Annotated in this window: 27 protein-coding genes; 16 read left to right on the top strand and 11 right to left on the bottom strand. The window is 64.3% G+C overall.

Annotation, left to right across the window (positions count from 1 at the left end; translation table 11 throughout):
- Positions 1-12 precede the first annotated feature (12 nt).
- The 3 genes from WDJ60_RS10700 to WDJ60_RS10690 are packed head-to-tail and all read right to left on the bottom strand — an operon-like array spanning position 13 to position 2161.
- Positions 13-471, bottom strand: coding sequence for a YeeE/YedE family protein (locus tag WDJ60_RS10700; protein WP_340100405.1), 459 nt, complete (start codon positions 469-471; stop codon positions 13-15).
- Positions 468-959: a YeeE/YedE family protein gene (locus tag WDJ60_RS10695; protein WP_340100404.1), complete on the bottom strand. Its 492-nt coding sequence runs from the start codon at positions 957-959 to the stop codon at positions 468-470. Before WDJ60_RS10695 ends, WDJ60_RS10700 begins: the two co-directional genes overlap by 4 nt.
- Positions 960-967: 8 nt before the next feature.
- Complete coding sequence (locus tag WDJ60_RS10690) at positions 968-2161, bottom strand: MBL fold metallo-hydrolase (RefSeq protein WP_340100403.1); 1194 nt, start codon at positions 2159-2161, stop codon at positions 968-970.
- Positions 2162-2409: 248 nt separating this feature from the next.
- Between WDJ60_RS10690 and WDJ60_RS10685 the strand changes: the two genes are divergently transcribed.
- The 3 genes from WDJ60_RS10685 to WDJ60_RS10675 are packed head-to-tail and all read left to right on the top strand — an operon-like array spanning position 2410 to position 3477.
- Positions 2410-2655, top strand: a complete 246-nt coding sequence (locus WDJ60_RS10685; RefSeq protein WP_340100402.1) for a sulfurtransferase TusA family protein — start codon at positions 2410-2412, stop codon at positions 2653-2655.
- Between the two features lie 2 nt (positions 2656-2657).
- On the top strand, positions 2658-3230 hold the full coding sequence (locus tag WDJ60_RS10680) for a DsrE/DsrF/DrsH-like family protein (protein WP_340100401.1): 573 nt from the start codon (positions 2658-2660) through the stop codon (positions 3228-3230).
- A gap of 7 nt (positions 3231-3237) precedes the next feature.
- Complete coding sequence (locus tag WDJ60_RS10675) at positions 3238-3477, top strand: HalOD1 output domain-containing protein (RefSeq protein WP_340100400.1); 240 nt, start codon at positions 3238-3240, stop codon at positions 3475-3477.
- Positions 3478-3558: 81 nt separating this feature from the next.
- Here the strand turns inward: WDJ60_RS10675 and WDJ60_RS10670 are convergent, their stop codons facing one another.
- From WDJ60_RS10670 to WDJ60_RS10660, 3 genes are all read right to left on the bottom strand, one after another.
- Positions 3559-5523: a hybrid sensor histidine kinase/response regulator gene (locus WDJ60_RS10670; protein WP_340100399.1), complete on the bottom strand. Its 1965-nt coding sequence runs from the start codon at positions 5521-5523 to the stop codon at positions 3559-3561.
- Between the two features lie 74 nt (positions 5524-5597).
- The gene (locus tag WDJ60_RS10665) at positions 5598-7124 is read right to left on the bottom strand and encodes a DUF790 family protein (protein WP_340100398.1); all 1527 of its coding nucleotides are present in this window, start codon (positions 7122-7124) and stop codon (positions 5598-5600) included.
- 72 nt (positions 7125-7196) lie between these two features.
- Entirely contained in the window at positions 7197-7607 is a 411-nt protein-coding gene (locus WDJ60_RS10660) for a hypothetical protein (protein WP_340100397.1), read from the bottom strand.
- A 79-nt stretch (positions 7608-7686) separates the two neighbouring features.
- On the opposite strand from WDJ60_RS10660, the gene WDJ60_RS10655 reads away from it, so the two are divergent.
- Complete coding sequence (locus WDJ60_RS10655) at positions 7687-8157, top strand: hypothetical protein (RefSeq protein ID WP_340100395.1); 471 nt, start codon at positions 7687-7689, stop codon at positions 8155-8157.
- Between the two features lie 78 nt (positions 8158-8235).
- On the opposite strand, the gene WDJ60_RS10650 is transcribed toward WDJ60_RS10655, so the two are convergent.
- Positions 8236-9630, bottom strand: coding sequence for a DEAD/DEAH box helicase (locus WDJ60_RS10650; RefSeq protein WP_340100394.1), 1395 nt, complete (start codon positions 9628-9630; stop codon positions 8236-8238).
- A gap of 89 nt (positions 9631-9719) precedes the next feature.
- Between WDJ60_RS10650 and WDJ60_RS10645 the strand changes: the two genes are divergently transcribed.
- The 11 genes from WDJ60_RS10645 (at position 9720) to WDJ60_RS10595 (ending at position 17440) form a co-directional block, all read left to right on the top strand.
- Positions 9720-10622 carry a DUF7319 domain-containing protein gene (locus tag WDJ60_RS10645; protein WP_340100392.1) on the top strand — a complete coding sequence of 301 codons (903 nt, stop codon included), beginning with the start codon at positions 9720-9722 and terminating at the stop codon, positions 10620-10622.
- A 70-nt stretch (positions 10623-10692) separates the two neighbouring features.
- The gene (locus WDJ60_RS10640) at positions 10693-11331 is read left to right on the top strand and encodes a halocyanin domain-containing protein (protein WP_340100391.1); all 639 of its coding nucleotides are present in this window, start codon (positions 10693-10695) and stop codon (positions 11329-11331) included.
- Positions 11331-11729 carry a DUF7318 family protein gene (locus tag WDJ60_RS10635; protein ID WP_340100390.1) on the top strand — a complete coding sequence of 133 codons (399 nt, stop codon included), beginning with the start codon at positions 11331-11333 and terminating at the stop codon, positions 11727-11729. Before WDJ60_RS10640 ends, WDJ60_RS10635 begins: the two co-directional genes overlap by 1 nt.
- 2 nt (positions 11730-11731) lie before the next feature.
- Positions 11732-12592 (top strand): ubiquinol-cytochrome c reductase iron-sulfur subunit, encoded by an 861-nt coding sequence (locus WDJ60_RS10630; RefSeq protein ID WP_340100389.1) that lies wholly within the window; start codon positions 11732-11734, stop codon positions 12590-12592.
- Between the two features lie 4 nt (positions 12593-12596).
- Positions 12597-13400: a cytochrome b gene (locus WDJ60_RS10625; RefSeq protein ID WP_340100388.1), complete on the top strand. Its 804-nt coding sequence runs from the start codon at positions 12597-12599 to the stop codon at positions 13398-13400.
- A gap of 4 nt (positions 13401-13404) precedes the next feature.
- On the top strand, positions 13405-14202 hold the full coding sequence (locus tag WDJ60_RS10620; protein ID WP_340100387.1) for a cytochrome b family protein: 798 nt from the start codon (positions 13405-13407) through the stop codon (positions 14200-14202).
- Positions 14203-14523 carry a DUF7315 family membrane protein gene (locus WDJ60_RS10615; RefSeq protein WP_340100386.1) on the top strand — a complete coding sequence of 107 codons (321 nt, stop codon included), beginning with the start codon at positions 14203-14205 and terminating at the stop codon, positions 14521-14523.
- A complete protein-coding gene (locus WDJ60_RS10610; RefSeq protein ID WP_340100384.1) occupies positions 14516-14773 on the top strand; it encodes a DUF7314 family protein in 258 nt (85 codons plus the stop codon). Before WDJ60_RS10615 ends, WDJ60_RS10610 begins: the two co-directional genes overlap by 8 nt.
- Before the next feature lie 42 nt (positions 14774-14815).
- Complete coding sequence (locus WDJ60_RS10605; RefSeq protein WP_340100382.1) at positions 14816-15778, top strand: rhomboid family intramembrane serine protease; 963 nt, start codon at positions 14816-14818, stop codon at positions 15776-15778.
- Positions 15778-16560 carry an endonuclease V gene (locus WDJ60_RS10600; RefSeq protein WP_340100380.1) on the top strand — a complete coding sequence of 261 codons (783 nt, stop codon included), beginning with the start codon at positions 15778-15780 and terminating at the stop codon, positions 16558-16560. The genes WDJ60_RS10605 and WDJ60_RS10600 overlap by 1 nt, the downstream gene beginning before the upstream one ends.
- A 52-nt stretch (positions 16561-16612) precedes the next feature.
- Complete coding sequence (locus WDJ60_RS10595) at positions 16613-17440, top strand: SDR family oxidoreductase (RefSeq protein ID WP_340100378.1); 828 nt, start codon at positions 16613-16615, stop codon at positions 17438-17440.
- 10 nt (positions 17441-17450) lie between these two features.
- Here the strand turns inward: WDJ60_RS10595 and WDJ60_RS10590 are convergent, their stop codons facing one another.
- From WDJ60_RS10590 to WDJ60_RS10585, 3 genes are all read right to left on the bottom strand, one after another.
- On the bottom strand, positions 17451-18479 hold the full coding sequence (locus tag WDJ60_RS10590) for an ArsA family ATPase (protein WP_340100376.1): 1029 nt from the start codon (positions 18477-18479) through the stop codon (positions 17451-17453).
- 50 nt (positions 18480-18529) lie between these two features.
- Positions 18530-18685, bottom strand: a complete 156-nt coding sequence (locus WDJ60_RS18910; RefSeq protein ID WP_465269216.1) for a DUF7563 family protein — start codon at positions 18683-18685, stop codon at positions 18530-18532.
- 72 nt (positions 18686-18757) lie between these two features.
- Positions 18758-21163, bottom strand: coding sequence for an ATP-dependent DNA helicase (locus WDJ60_RS10585; protein ID WP_340100375.1), 2406 nt, complete (start codon positions 21161-21163; stop codon positions 18758-18760).
- 115 nt (positions 21164-21278) lie between these two features.
- On the opposite strand from WDJ60_RS10585, the gene WDJ60_RS10580 reads away from it, so the two are divergent.
- Positions 21279-22016 (top strand): class I SAM-dependent methyltransferase, encoded by a 738-nt coding sequence (locus WDJ60_RS10580; protein ID WP_340100374.1) that lies wholly within the window; start codon positions 21279-21281, stop codon positions 22014-22016.
- Here WDJ60_RS10580 and WDJ60_RS10575 read toward each other — a convergent pair.
- Positions 22009-23127 (bottom strand): pyridoxal phosphate-dependent aminotransferase, encoded by a 1119-nt coding sequence (locus tag WDJ60_RS10575; RefSeq protein WP_340100373.1) that lies wholly within the window; start codon positions 23125-23127, stop codon positions 22009-22011. The two genes, WDJ60_RS10580 and WDJ60_RS10575, sit on opposite strands and share 8 nt — an antisense overlap.
- Positions 23128-23141: the final 14 nt, after the last annotated feature.

Here is a 23141-nt window from a genome sequence, read left to right as displayed (position 1 = left end):
TGAAAATACGGATTAGTCCGCGCCCGTCGTTGCGGGTGCGGTGTCTGTCGTTCGACTCCGCCAGTATCCCTGGATGTACGCACCGAGGAACATCCCGGCGAGCGCCCAGAGAATGGTGATGTTACCGATACCGAGACTCGCGTAGGCGGCGCCGGGACAGATGCCCGAGAGGCCCCACCCGACACCGAATATTGCGCCACCGATCAGCACGTTCCGGTCGAAGGACTTCAACCGCCGCTCGAAACCCCTGCCGGTCAGGGGCGCGCGGTCGAGCAGTCGCGGCATGGTGAAAAAGGCCAGGCCGGTCACTGCGGCACCGCCGAACATCACGAACAGCAGTCCGAAGTCCTCGAACTGGAGGAAGTTCAGGACGACCTCCGGTCGAGCCATGTGGCTGTACGCCAGCCCGAACCCGAATATCAGGCCGCCGACCAGTACCAGCGGCATGAACAGGGGATGACGGTCGCTCATGGACTCACCCCCAGTGCCGCGACGAGCTGTGCGGTCAGGATGGCGACGAGCAGGAACGTGATGACGCCAGCGATCGACGTCTTCGACGCCGAGCCGACGCCACACACCCCGTGGCCGGACGTACAGCCCTTGCCGACGCGGGTGCCGATACCGACGAAGATGCCGCCGACGAGCAGCCGCCACGGCTGGACGTCCGTCGTCCACACGCCGCCCTGATAGACGACCGCATATACGCCTGCACCCAGGATGATGCCGAGCGTGAACACGAGCCGCCAGTCACGAGAGCTGACGTACTGCTGGAACCGCGACCGGCCAGAGACGTACGATAGCGTCGATTCGAGGAACGTGCTCGCGCCGGCGCTGATGCCGGTGCCGAGGTAGATGACGGTCGCACCGAGACCGACCAGGAGGCCGCCGACAGCGTAGCGACTGATCCCGTTCGGGAACAGTTCGGCGGCCACCTGTAGTGGGAGTGGATCAGTCACCATCAGCGATCTTAGTCACCTGCCAGCGATTCTTGGCTGGCAGCGCAGTTGTTCGGGCCGAGTTCGAGCGTGAACGCTTCGTCGTCGTCGACGACGTTCTGCCCGAGGTTAGTCGCGATGATGTCCTCGTAGTTTGCCGGCCGTGGCGGCATGTCCGAGAGGATCAGATCGACGAACTCGTCCTCGTCCATCGTGAGTGCGTCCATCTCCTCGACCAGCTGGCCGATCGGTGCGGTGTACGTCCCGTCCGCGGCGGGCTCGGCGGCGTCGCTGAAGTGTGCGCCGCCGATGAGCGTATCGTCGGGGAGCGTCAGCACGCGCTCCTGGAGCGACTCGTAGAGCATCCGCGCGGCGTCGGGAGCGCCCTCGTCGCCTTCCTCGAGGTCGGGGCGAGCGACGCTCTCGATGAACAGTCCGTCGCCGGTCGCGAGCAGACTGTCGTCGACGAGGTACGACGTCATCCCGGTCGTGTGGCCGGGCGTGTAGACGGCCTCGATGGTGGCGTCGCCGACCGCGAACGTGTCGCCGTCGGCGGCTGTGGCCAGCACGTCGGCGTACGTGACGCCCCGGTCGACTGCGGCCTCGGGGATGACGCCCTCGATGCCCTGGTCGTCGAGCTCGCGGACGCCCGAGATGTGGTCCGCGTGGATGTGCGTATCGAGTGCGTACTTGAGGGTGACACCGAGGTCGTCGGCGTCGTCGAGGTACCGGTCGGTGAACGCGCGGAGCGGGTCGATGACCGCGGCTTCGCCGTCGTCGTAGAGCAGGTACCCGAGACAGCCCGAGGACGGGCGCTGATACTGGAGGAGCGTGCCGGCGCCGTCGTAGTCGGAGACTTCGACGGTCTCGTAGATGCTCGCCCAGCCGTTCATCCCGTCTTCGAGGTGGTTGACCTCGTAGTCGCGCTCTGCGAGCGTGCCTGCGACGTACTCGCTGGCACCGCCTTTCGCACAGAGGACGGTCACCTCGCGGTCGTCGGGGATGCGGTCGAGAACCTCCTCGTCGATGTCGTCTTCGAGGAACTCGAAGTACGGGACGTTGATCGACGTGACGTTCTCCCCGTCGATACGCCATTCCTCGTAATCTGATTCCATGCGCGCGTCGAGGAGTGTAATGTCCTCGCCGGCGTCGATGCGGTCCTTCAGCGTCTCCGGGGTAATCGACTCAACTTCGACGTCCGGAGTCGGGAAGTCTTCAGCGTTCATATCGTGCACTCTCAGATACCCGATGGACATACAAAAGAGTTTGCATAGTAATCCACTATCTGTACAATACACCGGAAAAGATTCTCGGCGAATAAATTGTGTACGTGCGCAAGAGGCGCAAAAAGGGCCGTACAGTGGAGGGTGTGGTGTAATCACTGTTCGGAGTATGCACAAGAACCAACATTCTTTTAACCACTGGGCGAATATTGTGCGTTAGCTCCAATACAGACCACCGGAGCAGATAAACTATGAGTGCAGAATTCGACATCACGGAGACGCTCGACGTGAAAGGTGCATCGTGCCCAATGCCGGTCGTAAAGACCAAGACCGCTATCGACGACCTCGCAGCCGGTGAGGTCCTCGAAGTGCTCGCGACCGACCCGGGTAGTATGAGCGACATCGACGGCTGGGCGTCCGGAACAGCGGGCGTCGAGCTCGTCGACCAGCAGGAGGGCGACGACGTGTACAAACACTACGTCCGCAAGACGGAGTAACGATGAGTACGGACACACCAGACGCGTCGGCCGACGAAACGCCCTCGCGCGCGGAACTCGCTGCGCGCGTCGAAGAACTCGAGAACGCGCTCAGCGAGGCCACCACCGAGGACGACACGAAGAAGATGAGCATCATCGCGACGAAGGGAACGCTCGACATGGCGTACCCGCCGCTCATCCTCGCCAGCACCGCTGCCGCGTTCGGCTACGAGGTGACTGTCTTCCACACGTTCTGGGGACTGGATATCCTCCACGAGGAGCGCTCGAAGAACCTCAAGCTGAGTTCCGTCGGCAACCCCAACATGCCCGTCCCGAACGTCGTCGGTGCGCTCCCGGGAATGGACCGCCTGACGACGTCGATGATGGAGAAGAAAATCGACGACAACGACACCGCGACCATCGAGGAACTCCTCGAAACCAGCCTGGACATGGGCGTGGAGTTCCAGGCCTGCCAGATGACCATCGACCTGATGGACTACGACGAGGACGACTTCTACGACGGTGTCACCACCGGTGTCGGCGCGGCGACGGCACTGCAGGATATGGTCGAGGCCGACATTCAACTCCTGGTCTAACCCCACGATGGCTCAAAGCCAGACAGAGCACCGTCCGGTCACTCGCCTCCTCGCTGCGCTCGCCGAGGCAGAGGGTGTCGACCCGGCAGCGATGGACCCACCGCTCGCAGACGTCATCGACCCGGAGGCGCTGGACGCGCTGCTCGACCACACGCCGCCGACCGACGACGTGCGACTCGAAGTCCGATTCACGTACCGGGGCCACGACATTGTCGTCCGTCGGAACGGAGATATCGAGGTTCAGTAACGAGTTCGCGGTCCGCGACTGACAGCAGAATACCGCTCTTCTTCGAAATCAGAGGCGCAACTGTAGTCCCCGGTATCGGCTTCACTCCGCTCTGGGCAGTTTCACGACGAATACCGACCCTGACACGTTGTCGCGACGCCGAACGTGACCGGTTGGCGACCGGCGGCCGCCGTCGGCCGGCGTCCGTTCGTGCGTCGTCCGTTCTTGCTGTCTGTCTTCGACCCAGACGCTCCCGCCGTAGGAATCCACCAGCGTCTGCACCAGATACAGCCCGATACCTGTGCCGTCGCTTTCGAGGCCCTGCTCGCCCTTGCCGAAGATGTCCTCTTTCTGTGTGTCGGGAACACCCGGACCGTTGTCCGCGATTCGGACAACCACGCACTCGGACAGCGCCGTCGCCGATACCGTCACCTCCGGGACGCCCGCGTCGTTGTGTTCGACGGCATTGGTCAGGATGTTCCAGAACACCGAATCGAGCATGTCGTTGGCGTTCACGCTGACCGACGGCACCGACCCGTCGACGACGATATCGGCGCCGTCGTGCGACGCCGCGACGCTGTCGACCTGTGCCCGTAGCGTTTTCCGGAGACACTTTGGTTCGGAGGCATGCTCGGACTCTAGCATCGTCTCCGCGAGGTCGCGCGCCGTCTTCGTGAGCGAAATCGCGTTCTGCGCGCTCTGTTGGACCATCTCGACGTACTCCCGAGCGTCGTCGTCGACCTGTCTCTCGAGCAGGTCGGCGTACGTCGACACTAACTGGAGGTCGTTGCGGATGTCGTGGCGCACCATCTGATTGAGTACGTCAAGTTTGTCACGCTGCTCTTCGACGCGCTGTTCGTATGCCGACCGCTCGGTTACGTCGCGGTTGATCGCGACGAACCGCTCTATCTCACCGTCGCCACCGGTAATCGGGGCGATCGTCTGGTCGAGGACGACCTGCTCGCCGTCTTTGTGTTCGTTGATGATCTCGCTGTGCCAGACATCGCCGGCCAGAATCGTCTCCCACATCTCCCGGTAGAACGCTTCGTCGTGCTCGCCGGAGTTCAGGACTCGCGGGTTCTCTCCTCGCATCTCCTCGCGACTGTAGCCCGTAATCTCCTCGAACGCTGGGTTGACGTATTCGATGGTGCCGTCGATATCGGTGATGACGATGCCGTGGCCCGAACTCTCGACGGCCCGCTCGAAACTCCGGAGGTCGCGTTCCTGCTCAACCCGTCCCAGCGCCGTCGCGGCGTTCGTCCCGAGGACCCGACCCAACCGCACGTCTTCTCCGTCGAAGGCGTCTGTCGCCGTCGACGCCACGACCAGCACCCCCCGCTCGTCCAGCGGGACGGCCAGTTCGCTCTGGAACTGCGTCTCCCGGGCTGTCGCGTCCTCGATAGTCGAGCACTCCTTGGAGATGTACGACTCGCCGTCGGCGTACGTCGACCAGGCCGGGCTCTCGACGCCCAGCGACGGTGGCTCGGCACACCGTTCGGCGAAGCTATCCGTCCACGCTGTCGGCGTGAGCAACGACTGCCGCTCGTCGACGAGGTAGACGCACGCGTCCGAGAACCCGAGAACCGCGTTCACTGTGTCAGCGACCGACTGCGCAATCGCCTCCGGGGAGTCCCGGCGGTCCATGTCGCGCATGGCCCCGCGAAGCGCCGTAATCCGGCGCTCGTGGGTAGGTGCTGGAGAGTCACACTGTCCCTGGTCGAGGCTGGAGACGAGTCGCTCCGGATTCGACCGGGCGACCGACTGTGGGACGTAGTCGGCCACGTCTGCGGCCATCGCGGCACTCGCGAGTTCCTCGCTCCCGTCGGCGGGGTACAGCACGACCGGCAGCGACGGCTCATCGTCGTGTATCCTCTCGGCGACCGTGAGCCCGTCCGCGTCGGGCAACTCGTGAGCCGACAGCACGGCGTCGAACTGCCCGGCCTGGCGTCGTTTGCGGGCAGCACTGGCCGTTGCCACCGACAGCACGTCGACGTTCGCGTCCGCCAGCGCTGTCTCGACGCTGTCGTCGACGTCGACGCCGATACCCAGAACCCGCTGGGCTGCCATATACTCCACTACTCTGGCCGTCTCCGGCATTAAATTTGCCATATCGACCGTGCTCTGGCCGTTCTCGCCGGCCCTTACTTCGTTTCGATTGTTCCGCCGTCGAGTCCCTCCCAGGCGACACGATAACCCACCTCCGAGAGCGCTGCGCTCGCGTCGTCGATACCGTACTCGTCGAGGATCGTTTCGGCGTCGGCCAGCGCCATCCCTGCCTCGATTCGTTCGCCGACGGCTACAAGTACTGCCGGCCGGACGAGCGTTCGCCCCACTCGCTCGTGGTCGGGGAACTCCTTGGTTTCCACTGCACGCTCGCTGACGCCGTACTCGTCGGCCAGCGCCGACAGCGTCACCACGTCCGCTTCCGGCCGCAGTTCCTCGGGCAGGTCCGCGGCCGCTCGGTCGACCAACTGCGCCTCGTACCGGCGGAGCGCGCCCCGCACGTCCTTGACTCGGACCGTGCCGGCGTAGGGAATCGCGCGGTGGTCTCGCGTCTCTAGCTCCTCGGTGACGCCCAGCGACTCGTCGACGGCCACCAGCATCTCCACGTCGTCCACGTCGGCCAACCGCGAGAGCTTCTTTTCGACGTATTCGGGCGTCCAGAAGCCCATGATCTCGAAGTAGACGCGGAAATTACTGTGCTGGTAGTCGAACGTGAAATCGGGGATAACGACGTGTTCGCCCGCCGCGATGGCGTCGGGTTCGCGGACCAGGTCCCACTCCAGATCCAGCGAGGAAAACCGGGTCGCGAAATCCGCCTCGACGCCGCTGTCGAAGCTGACCTCCGTGACCGGCTCGGTCCCGGGGACGGACACGTCGGCGTCGGTCAGCGTCAGCTCGCGCTCGGTGCCGCGGTCGTCGATGGTCGCGGTCAGTTCCCACTCGCCCGCACTGGCGACGGTCCGGAGCAGGCGGGCAAACCGCGTGCCGTAGCGTCGGCTGTTCGTAAAGAGTGCGTCCGGTCCGGTCACGACGATTTCGCGGTCCGTCTCGGCGACTGCGCGGCGCTCCTCACCGGAAAGGCGGCGGACCTCGTACATCAGGCGGAGTCGTTTGACCGCCGAGATGGCCGCCTTCGGGTCACTCGACCGGATGCGGACCTCGGTCGCGTCGAACAGCGCGGTCTGGGCCAGCGAGAGGTTGTACTGTGCGACGAGCGCGTCGGGGTCGAAGCGCTCCGGTACGTCGACGAGAACCTGGCGCTCGTCGCGGTCGGCGTACAGCGACGCGTCCACCCCGTCGGGGGTCGCGTCGAGTCGGTCGGCCGCACGGCCGAGTGCCATCGCGCGTTCGTCTTCGGTGACGACGCCGACGGCTTCGGCCGACTCGAACACTACTTCGCGGGCGCGCGCTGGGTCCACGGGGGCCTGCGTCTCGACGGTCGTCTCTCTGTCGAGGAGTTTGGCAAAGCCTCGGACCAGTTTGAAGTCGTCGCTGTCCCGCTCGATGGCTGCCAGGGCGTCGTCCAGCCGATGGCGTGGCTCGCCGACGTGGCCCTGGTAACAGCCGAGGACGCGCGCCGCGATCTGCCGGTCGTCGCCGGCGGCGAACTGCGGGTGGTAGCCGCCGCCGGCCCGCGAGACGCGGAGCAGGTCCTTCGTCAGCACTATGGGAGTAGTCGGCGCGCGGGCGGGAAAAGTCTCACTCCCGCAGTTCACCGAGCCGTCGGTCGAGACGGGTCAGTTCCGGCGCGTGCCCGCCTGGGTGGGCGAATCGGCTTCGACCCAGTTCGCCTCGTCGAGGACGAGCGTCGAGATGACCGCGGCGACGCGTCGCGCACTCTCTTCGCGCTCAAAAAACGAGATATTGCCCAGCGATGGGCTGACCGACCGGCTCACCTCTGCTGTTGGCAGTCCCTCGTTGCCGACGATGTCTTCGATTTCGCGGGTGAGTCGCTCGCCGACTTCGGTCGTCGTCGTCGGTGCGAGCTGGTGGCCCGCCGGCAGCAGGTCGTAGGTGATTGCGTACCCCTCCTCGTATGCTTCGACGGCAAAGAAGGGCTTTCGCTCGCGCTCGGCCTCGCTGTACTTCCGTTCGACCGTTTCCCTGTCTCCGTAGAGCGGCACCTCGTGCGGCTCGTATCCTGGCACGCCTTCAATTACGGGCTGGACCGTGATGTACCTATCCCACGGCAAAAGATTCTTGACTCGACTCCTGGCACACCTGCACATGCAACGCCGCGGCGTACTCCGCTTGCTCGGGCTGGCTGTCGCCGGCTTGGCTGGCTGTGCCAGCGGTGACACCGAGCGCGGTGACCCGCCGACCCGACCGCCCCCTGTCGAGCCGACGCCGGAACCACCGACGCCGACACCGACTCCCTCCCCGACGCCAACGCCCGAGCGCTTTGCCGACGACCTCCAGACCGCCCTCGGCGAGGTGCGCGTCGCCGAGACTGACGACGGCCTCACTCGGGCGACCGTTCCCGTCGAGAACACTGCTGACGTGGCTCGCGAGGCGACGCTCTCGGTCACGATCGCGGGCGGCAACAACCGATACACTGCCAGCACGTCGATTTCGGTCCCCGCCGACACCGAACGGGAGTACAGCGTCGTGTTCGACATCGAGTGGACGACCGTCTCGGCCGACAGCCAGCCCAGCGTTCGGGAAGTGTTTCTGTACAACCCGGCGTACCGATCGTAACTGGTCTCGACCACTCACATAGATGCAAGGAGGAAGCCCACGAGTATACTCGTGGGAGGAATCCGACGATCTACTCCGCTACCTCCGCCGTCTCGCCACCCGTTCCTCAGCAGTGTCCTTGGTCACCAACTCGTACAGCAACGCACGACCCGCACCCTCCTCACCGTCTTTCGGCCGGAGAATCCGCCCCAACCGCTGCGTGAACTCCCGCTCGCTGCCGCTTCCAGCGAGAACCACACCCACGTTCGCGTCGGGGACGTCCACCCCCTCGTCGAGGACGTTCGCGGTGACGACGCGGCTGTACGTCCCGTCACGAAACCGCTGGAGAATCGCTTCCCGCTCGTTGGCTCCCGTCTCGTGGGTAATCGCGGGAATGAGAAACCGCTCGGAGAGCCGGTAGACGAGGTCCGTCGAGGCGGTGAAGACAATGACTCTGTCCGCTCGGTGTCGGTCCAGAATCTCGGCCAGCCGTTCGACTTTCCGCTCGGCGTTCATCGTTATCTCGCGGGCGCGCTGCTTCGCCAGCAGCGCCTCTCGTGCTCGCGGGTCCGTCCCCGACCGCTTGACCAGTTCCTGGTAGTCGCTGCCGCTCCGGAGCTGGATGTTCGAACTGGCGAGGTAGTCGGTGAACGTCGACTGGTGGCGCTCGTATTCCTCGCGTTCCTCGTCGGTCAGCGCCACAGTGAGTCGCTTGATGTCGTAGTCGGCCAGGTGCTCGCCGGCGAGGTCGTCCACGCCGATGCGGTGGACCAGCGGCCCGAGCAGGTCTGCGACCACCTCGTGTGCACCGTCCGGGCGCTCGAAGGTCGCCGTCAGACCGAGGCGGGCGGGCGCGGCGAGCAAGCGCGCGATGTCACGGTACCCCTCGCCGCCGAGGTGGTGAACCTCGTCGAAGACGATCAGCCCGAAGCAGTCGCCGAGTTCGGCCGCACGAAGGTACGCCGAATCGTAGGTGGCGACGGTCACGTCTTCGACGCGTTGCTCGCCGCCGCCGAGCTGTCCGACGGGGCGGTCGAACTCCGTCGTCAGTTCCTCGCGCCACTGCGTGAGGAGGTCGATTGTCGGGACCACGACGAGCGTTGGCACGCCCAGTGCTTCCATCGCGGCGATGCCGATGACGGTCTTCCCGCTCCCCGTCGGGAGTTCGAGCACGCCCCGCTCTGGTGGCCCGGAACCGGCGTTGCCGTCGCCGCTCTGCCACGCGTCCAGTGCGTCCTGTTGGTACTCGCGGAGACGGTACGTCGAGTCGAGGTCCAGCGTCGGGAGCGCGAGCACGTCGTCTGTGACGTCGTGTCCCGCCGCGTCGAGTGCGTCGCGCAAAGCCGCGTACTGGAAGGCGGGCGCTCGCAGCGTCTCCGAGCGGGGGTCGTACTCGATGTCGAGGTTAGTGTCGGGGAGGGCGTCGGTGTCGAGAGCGGTGTCGCTGGTGACGCGAATCGTGCCGTCCTCGAAGGTGAGCGTCACGTTGGCCACACCCGGAGTCGGTGGGCCGGGGAAATAACGGCTGCGCCGGTCGGTCCCAACCGTCACCCTAACGGGGCCGCCCCACGTACTGTCGGGTAATGAGCGACGCCTCCGACGACGCTGTCGGCGAGCGTGACCCGGAATCGGGGGACGCCGACGCGGCCGCGTCAGCCGACGAGGAAATCGAGGCACTCCGACAGGAGGTCGAAGAGAAGTACGACTTCGAGAACTTCGGCCCGCAGGAGATGGCCGAGATGAGCCAGGAGGAGTGGGAGGCCGCCTTCGACCCCGACACCTGGATTACCGGCGAGGAACTGCTCGACCGCGTCGAAGCGGACCTGAAAAACCGGGTCGTCACCCGCGACGTGTTCGCGCGAATCGAGCGGTTCGACGACCTCATCATCGCCTACTCGGATTCGGGGTACGCCGCTATCTACGCCGACGGCACCGTTGAGGGATCCGGGACCGTGCTTCGTGACGTGAAACCGACCGTGGCGCTGTGCTCGATGGACTCCTACGACGTTCCGGAGATGCCTGAGGGGGAAGTCCTCCCCCAGCCACAGGAGGTTCCCGAGAGCAGCGACGCACTCGGCAACACGGTCCTGCAGGTCGTCGCGGCCGCGCAGTTGCTCGCGGGAGTGGTCTTGCTCGGCGCGTGGGGGCTGTACCTGACGAACATCCTTTCCCCGCCGAGTGGCAACAGCGCGACGCTCAACCTCTGGTTGCTGTTCGTCGCGGGCGTCGGGTTCGTCCTCATCGGACTGTTCCTGTTCGTGATGGTCGCGAACGCTAGACTCTCGGATAAGTTCCGCGCGGAGGAGTTCCGCAATCGATTGCGAGCGGTCGGACTGGAAGACGACGAGCGCCCGGAGTTTCTGGACGAGTTAGAGGGCGACCTCCCGGACCGCATTCGCGCGGCCGACGAGGAGATGGCTGCCGGTAGTGAGGACGACGAGTCGGGTCGCGACCCCGATGATAGCCCCGATTCGCCCGCGACCTGAGACTCGAAACGTCTAAACGACGGTCTATTCGGTGGGTTTATACAAACTCAGTACTGAGATTCGAACGGATATGAACAGGCGGATGTTTCTCAAAACAGCCGGCGGCGCTGCCGGTGGTGCCGCCGCCTTGAACGCTGGCGCTGGCTCCGTAACAGCGGCCTCTGAAGAGGGCGGTGGCGGAGGCGGCGAGAGCCCGGACTTCGGCGGTCACCTCGATGGTGCGAACAACTTCGACGGGTCGGTGACCGACGCGACTGGCCAAGATGAGGTAACGGTCGAGGTCGGTGCAGGCGACGGACTGGCCTTCGGTCCCGCAGCCGTCCACGTCGACAACGGCGCAACGGTCGTCTGGGAGTGGACCGGCGAGGGTGGCGCACACAACGTCGTCGCGAACGACGAGACGTTCAACTCCGGGTCGGCAGTGACGTCGGGGACCTTCGAGTACACGTTCGAAGAGGACGGAATCTACAACTACGTCTGTGTGCCCCACGAGGGCAGCGGGATGCTCGGCTCGGTCGTCGTCGGGGAGGAGTTCCCGACGGTCGCCGCCGATGCATCGACACCGCTCGAACCCTCGCACATGGGGTCGAGCATCCGCGAACACTACGTCGGATTCGCCGTCATTCTCGCGATTTCGATCTCGTTGGTCTTCACGTTCTTCCTGCTGAAGTACGGTGAATCCGCAAACACCGCAGGAGGGAACAACTAATGCCATCTGAAGGAAGCACGTACGGTGACATTCACCGCTACGAGCCACCGCGAGAGAGTACGGCGGCGGCCATCGGCATCGTCATGCTGACGCTTGTCGAAATCATCATGGTCGGGCTGTTCACGTACGGGCTCATCAGCGGTTGGGGCTACCCCCGCCAGTTTGCAGCCCTCGGGAACATGTTCCTCGGCGGCCTGCTTGCGGGCATCTTCATCAATCTCGCCTTTATTCTACTGCTGTATCGCAAGGAGTTCCTGCCGGACGTGATGATCGTAAAGAAACGCCGCCGCAAGTGGGAGGACCTCTACATCCGCGAAGAGGACGTCGACGGAGAGAGTCTCGGTGACGGTCTCGGTGACACCATCAAACGCGCAATTTACCCATACTACAAACGATAACCATGCCAGTTGACGAAGACAAATATCCGGAAGAAAGCGGTCGACGACGGTTCATCAAAGGCGTCGTGGGCAGTGCGACACTCGCCGGTGTGACTGCGGGCGCTGGCGCGAGCGTCAATCTCGCGACATCCGCCCCCGGTGCCGGTGGTGGGACAGTCGAGTTCGTCGGCATCTCGCTCGTAGACGGTCCCGCGCCTCGCGGGATGCCGATCATTCCCGTCGAGATCGGAAGTGACGGCACGCTCCAGGGTCTGTTCCCCGAAGCTGAAGAAGTCCAACAACAGGGGCGGACAGTTACCATCGCCGAGACGGACGTCGGCGGGCTGACGTACTCTTCATCGTGGTTCCAGTACTGCGGCGTCCAGCAGTATGAGGGGACCCAGCCGGGTGCCGACGCCGACAACGCGTTCCTCGCAAAGCCCGACGGAACCTACGAGTGGATGTCCGATCTCTCCCAGGGTGACCCCCTGACGGTCGACAATTTCAGCGACTACGAAGAGTGGGGCAATGGAATCGGCAAGAGCGGACTCGGCAAGCCGGCGATGGCAAACTGGCGCAACACGGAAGGTGGTCGAGCGATGCCGATACAGGTGCTGCGCAGTCCCGAGGTGAGCAAGATGGCAAACGGCGAAGGGAAATACAGTGAACTGCCTGGTGACGTCCAGAGCTACATCGGCGCGGCGACCGACCAGGACTTCATGGCCTGGCTGGACAAGTGTACGCACTTTTGCTGTGTTCCCGGGTTTAAGACCAGCGATTATCCTGGTGCCGAAGACGGCGTCTACTGCCAGTGTCACCAGTCGATTTACGACCCGTTCACTCCCGTGAAAGAACAGTTCGTGGCGCTACCACGCCCAGATTAAACCAATGAGTCTCGAACGCAAAGACGAACACGACCACGACGGCTGGATGCAGGAGCGCGACCTGACACCAGTGGAATCGATCTACCTGACGGTGCTCATCTGGGTCGACAAACGACTCCGCATCGTCGACTACCTCGAACTGCTGGAGGACCTCTACTACAAGGTCAACCTCCAGATGCCAAAGAGCCACACTGAACAGTACAACCTCGACAACAAGTTCTGGTACTGGTATCCGCTGTACGCTCTTGGGTCGTTCTCGACGATCGCGTACGTCGTCGCCTCGATAACCGGCGCGCTGCTTGGCTTTTATTATGCGCCGGCAGCCGCCGCGGCCAATGGCGACCCAACGATTGCGTACAACTCCATTATCTTCATCATGGGCGACCTGAATCTGGGCTTTTTCCTGCGGAGTCTCCACCGCTGGTCGGCTCAGATTATGACTGCCGCGGTCTTCCTCCACATGCTCCGTGTCTACTTCACGGGTGCGTACAAGGAACCGCGTGAACTCAACTGGATTCTGGGCATCGTGCTCATCTCGCTGACGATGGTCTTCGGGTACACCGGGTATCTGTTGCCCTGGAGTCAGCTGTCCTTCTGGGCCGGCCAGATTGGCGTCGAGATGAGCCTCTCCGTCCCGCTGGTCGGCGAGTACGTCGCCCAGCTCCTGTTCGGTGGCTACACGCTCACCCAGTCGACCCTCCAGCGGATGTACATCCTGCACGTGTTCTTCCTGCCGTTCATCGTGACGCTGCTCATCGCAGTCCACATCGGCATCGTCTGGATGCAGGGCATCGCAGAACCACACTAATACCATGAGCGAGAACAACGACACCCCCGAGAACGACGCCGTCACCGACGGTGGCGAAGAGGCCGCAACCGATGGTGGCGGCCCAGGTATCGTTCCGCCGGACGACGAGACGCCAACCTGGGGCGAGCGCAAGCAGCGTACCCAGGGGCTCTCCCGGCTGACATACGAATACTTCGAGCGGGCCCGCCGCGAGGATCAGGACCTGCGTCAGGAATCCAGTTACGTCGAACGTGACGTGCTGGCGTTCCCGGCCTGGCCCCACGAGATGATTCGGAACCTCGCCCTGACGAGTTTCTTCGTCGGCATGATCGTCATGCTCGCGGCGCTGGTTCCGCCCCACCTGCCAGCCCCGGCCGACTCCGGGACGACGCCGGCGATTATCCTGCCGGACTGGTATCTCTACTGGTCCTTCGGCCTGCTGAAACTCGGGCCGCTCAATCCGGACCTCAGCCTGCTGGGCGGTCAGAAGCTGATGGCCGACCGAACGTACGGTGTCGTCGCGAACATCGTCGTCGTCGGCATCATCGCCATCGTCCCGTTCCTCAACAAGGGGAGCGCGCGCCGACCAGTCGAACAGCCGTTCTGGGCGGCCGTCGGTATGGCTGGGTTCGTGTTCGCCTTCACCATCGCCGCGGTCGCGGTCAAGAACCTCATCCCGATGGACGGCAACGTCCTGTTCGACATGACGTTCCTCGCGCCCGTCATCGCAGGGACCATCACCTACGCGGTGCTGAAGTCGATGCGGGAGGGGTACATGTTCGACCTGAACCGCCGGTACTACCGGCTGCGGCCGCCGAAATAGATGAGCGACACGCCCGAAGACGAGGCCGACGCACGCGCCGAGGGCGCACGCGACGTGGTCGTCCCGCTTCGGGTGTACAAGGCAGTGACGGTCTTTTCGACGCTGTTTGCAGTCGTCTTCGTCCTCGCGGGGTTCGTGTTGCTCGATACGGCGACCAACCGTGCGACTGCGGAGGTATCGGAGATCGACCCGGTGCTGGCGATTCTCGGGCTCGGGCTTCTCGTCGGTGGGTCGGCAGTGTACGCCTTTTCGACGCGGTTTCGAACCGAAGGAATGGGAAAGTCTAAAGACGAATCCGACGAATCTTCAGATAATGGCTGACGAATTCATCAAGGGATTCGGTATCTTCGTGACGTCCATGCTCGGCTGGCTGATTATCGCCGGGACGTTCAACACGCCGAGCTTCGAGGGGACGCAGCTCACCGCACCGAATCCCGAGACGGGTGACGTCTACATCCAGATTGCGCTCCTGCTGAAAGACGCGCTGTTCTGGATCGGCATCATCGGCGCGCTCACCTTCTGGGTCGTTATCCCGGCTATCGAGCAGGCGCGCACCGCGCTCGGCGAGTAACCAAGCACAATTCCTTTGCGGCCCCCGGTCCTATAGCCACCAATGTCGACGTGTGACGTGTGCGGCAAAGAAGAGAACATGCCGTACCACTGCCGGCACTGTGGGGGGACGTACTGTGCCGAACACAGACTCCCCGAGTCCCACGACTGTCCGGGACTGGAAAACTGGGGTGACAACCAGGCCGTCTTCGACAGCGGATTCGAGGAGACGGTCGAGTCGGGTGGAAGTTCCGGCGGGATCGCCGACCGGGTGGGGCTGAACACCGGCCCCGGCAGCTGGGCCAGCTACTTCCGAAACAACATGACGTACGTCTTCCTCGGTGCGATGTGGATAACGTTCCTGTTGCAGTACGTCGTCGGCTATCTGCTGACGGGAACGTTCAATCCAATCGTGTTTTCGCGCCATCCCACGTGGGAGGCAATCTTCGTGCTCTCCTCGGCCCACCCCGAATACGTCTGGACGTGGATCACCTCGATTTTCTCCCACGGCGGCTTCGGTCACATCGCCATCAACAGCATCGTGATCTACTTCTTCGGCCGGCTGGTCGAGGACTACGTCGGCTCGAAACAGTTCACGATACTCTTCCTGGTCAGCGGCGCGCTCGCGGGACTGGGCCAGATTCTCATCAGCATGATACAGACTCCTGGAGTGCCGAGCGGCGTCGTCGGTGCCAGCGGTGCCGGCCTGGCGATTATGGGCGTGCTGACGATCCTGAACCCCGGCCTTCGGGTGTATCTGTACTTCATTATCCCGGTGCCGCTGTGGCTGCTGACCGTCGGCTACGTCGGCATTAGCGTCCTCGGTATCTTCGGCCCGAGCCTCGCCGGGTCGAACGTCGCTAACGTCGCTCACCTCGTCGGCCTGATTATCGGGCTGGCCTACGGTTATCGCGTCAAAGACCGGATTCGGATGCCCAACCAGCTCCAGTTCGGCGCCGGCGGCGGACCGGGCGGCCCTGGTGGTCCAGGCGGTCCGGGTGGCGGCCGTCGCCGCGGCCCGTTCTGATGGAGATCCACCGCCCGGCGTTCGTTCCTGACCCGTCACTGTCACGCGAGTCGATGGAACGACTTCAGGAGGAGATTGCCGACGCTGCGACCTTCACTGACGACCTGGGATTCGATCCCGCGAGCGTCGGGGTTGCACACGACAGCGACCAGCAACGGCTGGGTGAGCAGACGGAGCCCCCGCTCGTCGCGGGCGTCGACCAGGCGTTCGACGGCGACGACGCCGTCAGCGCCGTGGTGGTCTCCCGTGGCGACGAGATAGTCGAGCGGGTCCACGCCGTCGAACCGACCGAGATTCCCTACATTCCGGGATTGCTCAGTTTCCGGGAAGGCGGTGCGATTCTGTCGGCGCTGGCCGAACTCGACAGCGACCCCGACGTGCTCGTTGTTGACGGCAGCGGCCGAATCCACTTCCGTGAGGCGGGACTGGCGACGCACATCGGCGTGACCGTCGACTGCCCGGCGATTGGCGTGGCCAAGAACCTCCTCTGTGGCCGGCCACGTCAATCGCTTGCCGACCCGCTGCCCGAGGGCACCCGCGTCGCTATCGAGGCCGACGGCGACGTGACCGCTCCCGACGGGACCGTCATCGGCTACGCCTTCCAGAGCCGCCAGTACGACTCGCCGAACCAGTACATCAACCCGTTGTACGTGAGTCCGGGTCACCGAGTGAGCGCCGAGACGGCCGTCGACATCGTCGAGCGGTGCTGTGGGGGGTACAAACTCCCGGAGCCGACGCGGCTGGCCGACAGTTACGCCGACGAGGTCAAGAAGCAACTGTAGTCCGAGCGTGATATCGCCGGGGATTATATGACCGGCGGCCGTCGTCCCGGGCATGACCGACGAGACGGCGCTCATCACCGGCTGTTCTTCGGGTATCGGGCGGGCGACCGCCCAGTATCTCGTCGACGACGGGTGGACCGTCTACGCGACCAGCCGCGACGAGGACGACCTGACCGACCTCGCCGAGGCGGGCTGCCGAACCGACGAACTCGACGTGACGAGCGGCGAGGATATCGACCGCGTGGTCGACCGAATTATCGAGGAGGAACGAACGCTCGACGTACTGGTCAACAACGCCGGCTACGGCCAGTACGGCCCAGTCGAGGACATCCCGACCGACCGCGTGCACGCCCAGTTCGACGTGAACGTCTACGGTCCCCATCGGCTGACGCGAGCCGTACTGCCGCATATGCGCACCGTCGACGAGGGAACAATCGTCAACGTCTCCAGCGTCTCCGGTCGCATTGTCGCGCCCGGCGGCGGCGTCTACAGCGCGTCGAAGTTCGCTCTCGAAGCGATGAGCGACGCACTGCGTGCGGAAGTTGAGGAGTTCGGCGTCGACGTGGTCCTGGTCGAACCGGGTCCTGTCGACACCGAGTTCGACGGCCGCGTCGACAGAGAACTCGACGAGGGCACCGAGTACCGCTCCGAGTACCAGTGGGTCTACGACATCATCGAGGACGGCTCGCTCGTCGCCGGTGGCGCACCTATCGCCGTCACGCCCGAGCAGGTCGCCGAGACGATTCACGACGCCATCAGCGTCTCCGACCCTGCTGCCCGGTATCCGGTCGGGAGAGTCGCACAGTACATGCTCTACAGTCGCTTCCTGCCGGACAAGCTCCGCGATTTCGGCTACCGGATTCTCCGAAAAGTTAGCTAGCGCCGCGGTCTCAGTCTTCGATACACGCCGCGACCACCCGGAGGAGGCGCTCGCCCCTGACTTCCTCGGCGAAGAGCGGGACGCGGCGCACGTCGTGGCCCCGAAAGATATCCTGCGAGCGATTGAGGGCCTGTCGCTGCACCTGCCAGCGGCGCTCGCAGAACTCACAGTCGGTGTGGTTGGGTGCGACGAAGGTCTCGCCCACGTCGGCCACCTCGCCGGGGTCCTGCATGACGCGGTTGACGACCACGGTGCCAACGGGGACGCCAAACCCTTCCAGTCTGTCGAGCAATCGCTCCGATTCCCGAACCGACAGCTCTTCGGGGACCATCACGACCCGGAAGTCCGTCTGGGCGGGGTCCCGGAGCACAGCTCGGAACTGCTCGATACGGTCGGAAAACTCCCGGAGGCTGTCGATACCTTCCTCGGGGTCGGCATCGCTGTCCCCGAACAGCCCGGCCATGCCTTCCATCATCCCACCGAGGCGCTCGCGCATCGTCAGGAGCTTCCCGACCATCGTGTCGAGCATCTCAGGGAGTTCGAGCAGGCGGAGCGTGTGGCCGGTCGGGGCGGTGTCGACGACCACGCGGTCGAACCGCGGGTCGTCCATGTACTCAAGCAGGAGCCGAATCGCGGCGGCCTCGTCCGAGCCGGGCATCGAACTACCCAGCGGGTTGGCGGCGTCCTCGCCGAGCAGTCCGGCGAGTGGATTGCCACCGGCGTCTCCGCCGCCGAAGGGACCGTCTTCGAGTGCTTCCTCCGGATCGATTTCGGCCGCGAAGAGCGGGATGTCCTCACGGATGCGTGCGGGGTCTGACGGGATGTCCGTCTCCAGGGTGTCCGAGAGGGAGTGGGCGGGGTCCGTCGAGACGACCAGTGTCGCCGTGCCGTCGCGGGCACTGGCAAGCGCTGTCGCGGCGGCCATCGTCGTCTTGCCGACGCCGCCTTTCCCACCGTAGAGTACGTAATCGGGCGCGTCGATGCCATCGGGGACGACCGCGTCGTCGACATCCTCGACAGTCTCGACTTCGAGTTCCATACCCACAGGTAGACGGTGAAGGATTGTGTACCCGTCGAAACGGGCGACGGCTACGACCGCGAGGAACGCGCTTCGCGTACGTCGGCACCGTCTCTCAGTTTATCTTCACAGTTCGGACAGACACGCGGTCCGTCGTACCCCTCCGGAGTGAACACTCGGACATAGCGTTCAGTCACGAACCCGCCACAGTTGTTACAAACCGGCATCGGTTATACGAGTCGTCTCACGTTGCATAGGCCTTGTGATGTCCTGGCGCAGTTGCCGCCAGTAAGTGGCGTCTATCGGCGATTATGTTCCTCCCAGAACGACTCGAGTTGCCCAGGGAGGAACTCGGGAGTCAACCTGACGAACTCCTCGCGCTCGCCCGGCGAGAGATAGGGCTGGACGCTGTGGCGCGCGCCCGCGGTAAAGCGCCGGCCGACGAACGCACGCACCCCCACTTCGTCGACGCCGCGGATGACCCGACCGATGGCCTGTCGCGCTCGCCGCACCGCCGGCACCGTCAGCGCGTACTCGAACGCGTTGTCTTCGCCGAACGCGTCGGCGTAGGCGCGCCGGACAGCCCGCACGCGCGGCGACCCGATATTGACCAGGGGTACCCCCACGACGGCACAGCAGTGGAGTTTCTCACCGTCGTAGTCGACCCCTTCTGTCAGCGTTCCGCGCGTGCTCGTCACCAGTACCTTTCCCTCGCCCCGGAAGAACTGCTGTTTCAACTGCTCGGTCTCCTCGTTTGCCGAACTCTCGTCGACCAGCACCGGCTTCTCGACCACGTCGGCGAGGTAATCGCCGGCCCACCCCGCTTCGCGGTAGTTCGGCATCGCAATCAGGACGTTGCCCGGCGAGCGCGCCAGCGTCCGGAGGACGTGTGCGTACTCGTCGCGGGTCCGGTTCCACGTCTCGGGGTCCGCGTTCTCGTCGGGGTCGCCACGATTGTGGGCGGTAAACGGCGTCGCGTCGACGGTCCAACTCGCCCGGTTCGATTCCGGGAAGGGCAGCTGGTACGTCCGCTCGACGACCGGCCGGTCCGCTCGACGAAGCGCCTCCAGTCCGGCGACCTCCGAAAAGACGTCCAGCGGTTCCAGCGTCGCACTCATCAGGACGCCCCCGCCGAGTCCATCGAACACCTCGCGCAGCGAGTCGCCGGGCATACACTCGAAACAGACCAGTCCGGCGGTGTACTGCGTCTGCCAGGGTCGCTCGACGCTGCGCTCGTCGGCCGGCGAGTACTCGAGCTCGACCTCTCGCAAGTAACTGGCGTGGTCTGTCTCCCACCAGTGGCTCATGATGGCTCCGACTGCGGTACAGACGGGCGTTCGGGTCAACCCCAGCTCGTCGACGGCGTCCTCGACGGCCAGCCCAACTGTGGGAAGTGATCGCCAGAGGTCGCCGGCGTATCCCTCCCGCTCGGCCCACTCGGTCAACTCGTCTTGCTCGACCGTTTCGGGGTCCCGGAGCGGCACTTCCAGCGTTCGGTCGGGGAGGACGTCGGTGTTGCCGGCACGCCACTCCGGGCCGAACTCCTCGGTGAGGTGATCAGCAACGCGCTCATCCAACCAGGTGAGCGTGGCGTCGTAGAACTCGCGGGCGCGTTCGACCGCATCGAGAGGGACGTCGTGGCTGGCCAGACAGTCCCGAACCTGCTGTTTGTGCTCGGCGGTCTGGCGGGCACGCGTCAGGAGCTGGTCGCAGTCGTTGCGCGCCCGCTTGAGCGTTGCACGGCCGACCCGCTTGGAGAGCAAATCGCGAACGCGCTCTTCGAGTCGGTGGGCCTCGTCGACGACCACGAACGTGTTCTCGTCTAAAATCGACTCCAGCAGCGGCCGCGAGTCGGGGTCGAACAGGTGGTTGTAGTTACCGACGACCACGTCCGCTTCCTCTAGCAGCACGCCCATCACGCGGTGCGGGCAGGTACCCCGCTCGGTCGCCGCCGGGAGGTAGTCGTCGGCGGTGACGACGTGGTTCTCGCCGACGGCAAAATCGACCGGCGACCCTTTGTTCCGGGCGAACCAGTCGGCCTCGAACGGGCAGTACAGCGGCGTGTCGTCGCCCTCGGCCATCGATTCGGGAGCGCTCGGCTGGCTCCGGCGGTACGGACTGGTCGCGCCCGCGGTATCGAGTGCGTCCTCGAACGTCTGCTGGCCCGGTCCGTCGGGGCGGGCGTGTTTGGCGAGGTCACTTCCCAGCTGGGGGTCCCACCAGATTTCCTCGCTTTCGCCGCCGACCGAGGCACTGGCGACCGCGCGGTCGTCGCTTCTGTTGTCGCTCTCGACCAGTCGTGCGGTGTTCTCCCGCAGGTCCTCACACCGGTCGTGCGTGCTCACGTCGTCGGGGAAGACCCCCTCGCGGCCGTACGGGCAGAGGTCGCGTTTCCCGACCAGCGAGATACCGGTCAAGGGCTCTTCCAGCCCGGCGTTCATCGTCCGCAAGTCGTCGATGAACTGCTGGAGCTGTTGTTTGACCGGCGTGACGGCGACGATACGGTCGTACTCTCCCTCATGAATCAGGGTGGCACCGGCAGTCAGGGCAGCCATCGTCTTGCCCGTCCCGCAGGGTCCCTCCATCGCGAGGTAGCCGTTCGCGCGCCCGACCTGAAGTGCTGACTCGATGGCGTCGGCCTGGTTGTCGTACGGCTGGGCGAAGCCGAAGAAGTCCTGCCAGTCGACGGTGTCGGAGTCGGGCATTCAGGCATACTGTGTCTCCTTTCAATTTGAACCCATGGATGTCGCCTCGCTGTTTCAGGACCATCTCCAGATTTAGTCGGCGTATAACGATTTCCTACTCTCCCCAACATGGACTATGCCTCCTGGTCCCCTCCCCCCGCAGAGCGACAAGAACTACGAGCAGTTTCGGAGCGAGGAGTCGATTCTCTTTCAGACTGGTGAAATAAAACGGCAGGGACTCTCGGAACCAGAAGAGCGCGCGATTGATGCCTATTTTTCTGATACTGAGGGCCAGATACTGGACGTTGGGTGCGGCGCTGGTCGGGTAACGAGTGCTCTGGAAGCGCGCGGGTACGATGTCACCGGGACCGACATCAGCCAGCCGCTGCTCGTGCAGGCGAACTCGGAACACCCGGATATCGAGTTCGTCTCGTCCGACGTGTCTGACCTCCCCTTCGATTCTGACTCGTACAAATACGTCATCTTCGCGTTCAACGGACTCGATTATCTCTCACCGGTGGAACTACGACGGGAGGCACTCCAGGAGATACGACGCGTCCTCTCTCCCTCCGGTACGTTCGTCTTCTCGTCACACAACCAGTGGTACGCGCTCCCGGCGCTCCTGAGCGACCACGGCTTCGTGCGAGATAAATACCTTCGGACAAAGAACGGCGGTCGTCTCTTTTCCCCGTACAAATTCGAGCGCACATCGATTGGCGACTTGGAGACGTACTTTACGAACCCGGTCCGCCAACGACAGGAACTCTCACGAGTTGGGTTCGACCTCGTCTCTATTATCGGGAAACGGTCCTTTCCTCTCTGCCTGGTCGAAACGTCGCCATACTACGTTGCCCGACCAAGCGAACTCACATAAAAAACGCTGCCAGTCGCTCGGCGGCCGTCTCGACGCGGTCGGTCGTCAGCGAAAACCGTATCCAGTCAGCGCGCGCCTCACCGAAGGCTTCGCCGGGCATCCCGGCGACACCACCCTCGTCGACGAGTTGTTCGACGTTCTCGAAGGTGCCTGGGAAGTCGGGGAACCGGGCCATCACGTAGAAGGCACCCTCCGGTTCGGTGTACTCGGCACCGGCAGCGTCGAGCGCGTCGGTGAAGGTGGCGATGCGCTCACGGAGGCGTGCTCGCACGTCCTCGTAGTAGTCGGGGCTGGTCTCTCGGAGTGCGTGCAGGACAGCGGCCTGTACGGGACGGGATCCAGTGACGTTGGTCAGCATGTGGCGCGTGCGCGCTTCGTCGAGCAGATGTCCGTTAGGGCCGTCGGGGTGTGGAAAGACGGCGTAGCCGACCCGCCAGCCGGTGATTGCCATCGACTTCGAGAACGCGTTGGTGACGACCCGGTGCGGTGAGTCGACGGCCAGCGCCGATTCGAAGCGCCCGGTGTAATCGAAGTGGTCGTACACCTCGTCGCTCACGAGAAGCGCGTCGTTTTCTTCGGCAACCTCGACCAGTCGCTCGACGGTCTCTGCGCTGTAGGTGACACCCATCGGATTGTTGGGGGTGTTGATGACGATGGCTGCAGTGTCGTCACTGGCCGCGTCGGCGATCGCGGTCGCGTCAGCGTGGCCGTCCTCAGCTACGGGGACGAGCGTGGTGTCGGCACCGAGGAAGTTCGCACGGCCGGCGTAGTAGGGGTAGACGGGGTCGGTGAGCAGGATCTCGTTGCCGGGCATGGCGTCGAGACCACCGACCATCGCGAGGTGGTTGGCCTCGCCCGTTCCGTTGGTAACGATAATCTGCTCGACGTCGACGCCGCGGCGTTGGGCGAGTTCCTCGCGGAGCCCGCGGATGCCGACGCTGGCGGGATACTGGAAGTCGGCGGGGTCGGCGTCGGCGTAGTCGTGCAGTCCCTCGCGGAGTGCTTCGGGGGGATCCCAGTCAGGGCTGCCGCTGACCATGTCGACCACGTCGCGGTCGGCAGCCGCCGCGTACTGGATGACGCGGAAGAACTGCGGCGTCTCGTAGTCCATACCCGTCGGTGGTG

It is taken from the genome of Salinibaculum salinum (genome assembly GCF_037645885.1).
Classification (GTDB): Archaea; Halobacteriota; Halobacteria; order Halobacteriales; family Haloarculaceae; genus Salinibaculum; species Salinibaculum salinum.
This window is presented reverse-complemented; position numbering and strand designations above follow the sequence as displayed.

What these genes read in the sequence shown, in the direction of transcription:
- WDJ60_RS10655 (WP_340100395.1), top strand. Translation starts at nt 7,687, where the DNA reads ATGCAACGCCGCGGCGTACTCCGCTTGCTCGGGCTGGCTGTCGCCGGC.
- WDJ60_RS10645 (WP_340100392.1), top strand. Translation starts at nt 9,720, where the DNA reads ATGAGCGACGCCTCCGACGACGCTGTCGGCGAGCGTGACCCGGAATCG.
- WDJ60_RS10680 (WP_340100401.1), top strand. Translation starts at nt 2,658, where the DNA reads ATGAGTACGGACACACCAGACGCGTCGGCCGACGAAACGCCCTCGCGC.
- WDJ60_RS10670 (WP_340100399.1), bottom strand. Translation starts at nt 5,523, where the DNA reads ATGGCAGCCCAGCGGGTTCTGGGTATCGGCGTCGACGTCGACGACAGC.
- WDJ60_RS10675 (WP_340100400.1), top strand. Translation starts at nt 3,238, where the DNA reads ATGGCTCAAAGCCAGACAGAGCACCGTCCGGTCACTCGCCTCCTCGCT.
- WDJ60_RS10595 (WP_340100378.1), top strand. Translation starts at nt 16,613, where the DNA reads ATGACCGACGAGACGGCGCTCATCACCGGCTGTTCTTCGGGTATCGGG.
- WDJ60_RS10605 (WP_340100382.1), top strand. Translation starts at nt 14,816, where the DNA reads ATGTCGACGTGTGACGTGTGCGGCAAAGAAGAGAACATGCCGTACCAC.
- WDJ60_RS10690 (WP_340100403.1), bottom strand. Translation starts at nt 2,161, where the DNA reads ATGAACGCTGAAGACTTCCCGACTCCGGACGTCGAAGTTGAGTCGATT.
- WDJ60_RS10575 (WP_340100373.1), bottom strand. Translation starts at nt 23,127, where the DNA reads ATGGACTACGAGACGCCGCAGTTCTTCCGCGTCATCCAGTACGCGGCG.
- WDJ60_RS10600 (WP_340100380.1), top strand. Translation starts at nt 15,778, where the DNA reads ATGGAGATCCACCGCCCGGCGTTCGTTCCTGACCCGTCACTGTCACGC.
- WDJ60_RS10695 (WP_340100404.1), bottom strand. Translation starts at nt 959, where the DNA reads ATGGTGACTGATCCACTCCCACTACAGGTGGCCGCCGAACTGTTCCCG.
- WDJ60_RS10590 (WP_340100376.1), bottom strand. Translation starts at nt 18,479, where the DNA reads ATGGAACTCGAAGTCGAGACTGTCGAGGATGTCGACGACGCGGTCGTC.
- WDJ60_RS10610 (WP_340100384.1), top strand. Translation starts at nt 14,516, where the DNA reads ATGGCTGACGAATTCATCAAGGGATTCGGTATCTTCGTGACGTCCATG.
- WDJ60_RS10640 (WP_340100391.1), top strand. Translation starts at nt 10,693, where the DNA reads ATGAACAGGCGGATGTTTCTCAAAACAGCCGGCGGCGCTGCCGGTGGT.
- WDJ60_RS18910 (WP_465269216.1), bottom strand. Translation starts at nt 18,685, where the DNA reads ATGCCGGTTTGTAACAACTGTGGCGGGTTCGTGACTGAACGCTATGTC.
- WDJ60_RS10580 (WP_340100374.1), top strand. Translation starts at nt 21,279, where the DNA reads ATGCCTCCTGGTCCCCTCCCCCCGCAGAGCGACAAGAACTACGAGCAG.
- WDJ60_RS10630 (WP_340100389.1), top strand. Translation starts at nt 11,732, where the DNA reads ATGCCAGTTGACGAAGACAAATATCCGGAAGAAAGCGGTCGACGACGG.
- WDJ60_RS10700 (WP_340100405.1), bottom strand. Translation starts at nt 471, where the DNA reads ATGAGCGACCGTCATCCCCTGTTCATGCCGCTGGTACTGGTCGGCGGC.
- WDJ60_RS10620 (WP_340100387.1), top strand. Translation starts at nt 13,405, where the DNA reads ATGAGCGAGAACAACGACACCCCCGAGAACGACGCCGTCACCGACGGT.
- WDJ60_RS10615 (WP_340100386.1), top strand. Translation starts at nt 14,203, where the DNA reads ATGAGCGACACGCCCGAAGACGAGGCCGACGCACGCGCCGAGGGCGCA.
- WDJ60_RS10685 (WP_340100402.1), top strand. Translation starts at nt 2,410, where the DNA reads ATGAGTGCAGAATTCGACATCACGGAGACGCTCGACGTGAAAGGTGCA.
- WDJ60_RS10585 (WP_340100375.1), bottom strand. Translation starts at nt 21,163, where the DNA reads ATGCCCGACTCCGACACCGTCGACTGGCAGGACTTCTTCGGCTTCGCC.
- WDJ60_RS10635 (WP_340100390.1), top strand. Translation starts at nt 11,331, where the DNA reads ATGCCATCTGAAGGAAGCACGTACGGTGACATTCACCGCTACGAGCCA.
- WDJ60_RS10625 (WP_340100388.1), top strand. Translation starts at nt 12,597, where the DNA reads ATGAGTCTCGAACGCAAAGACGAACACGACCACGACGGCTGGATGCAG.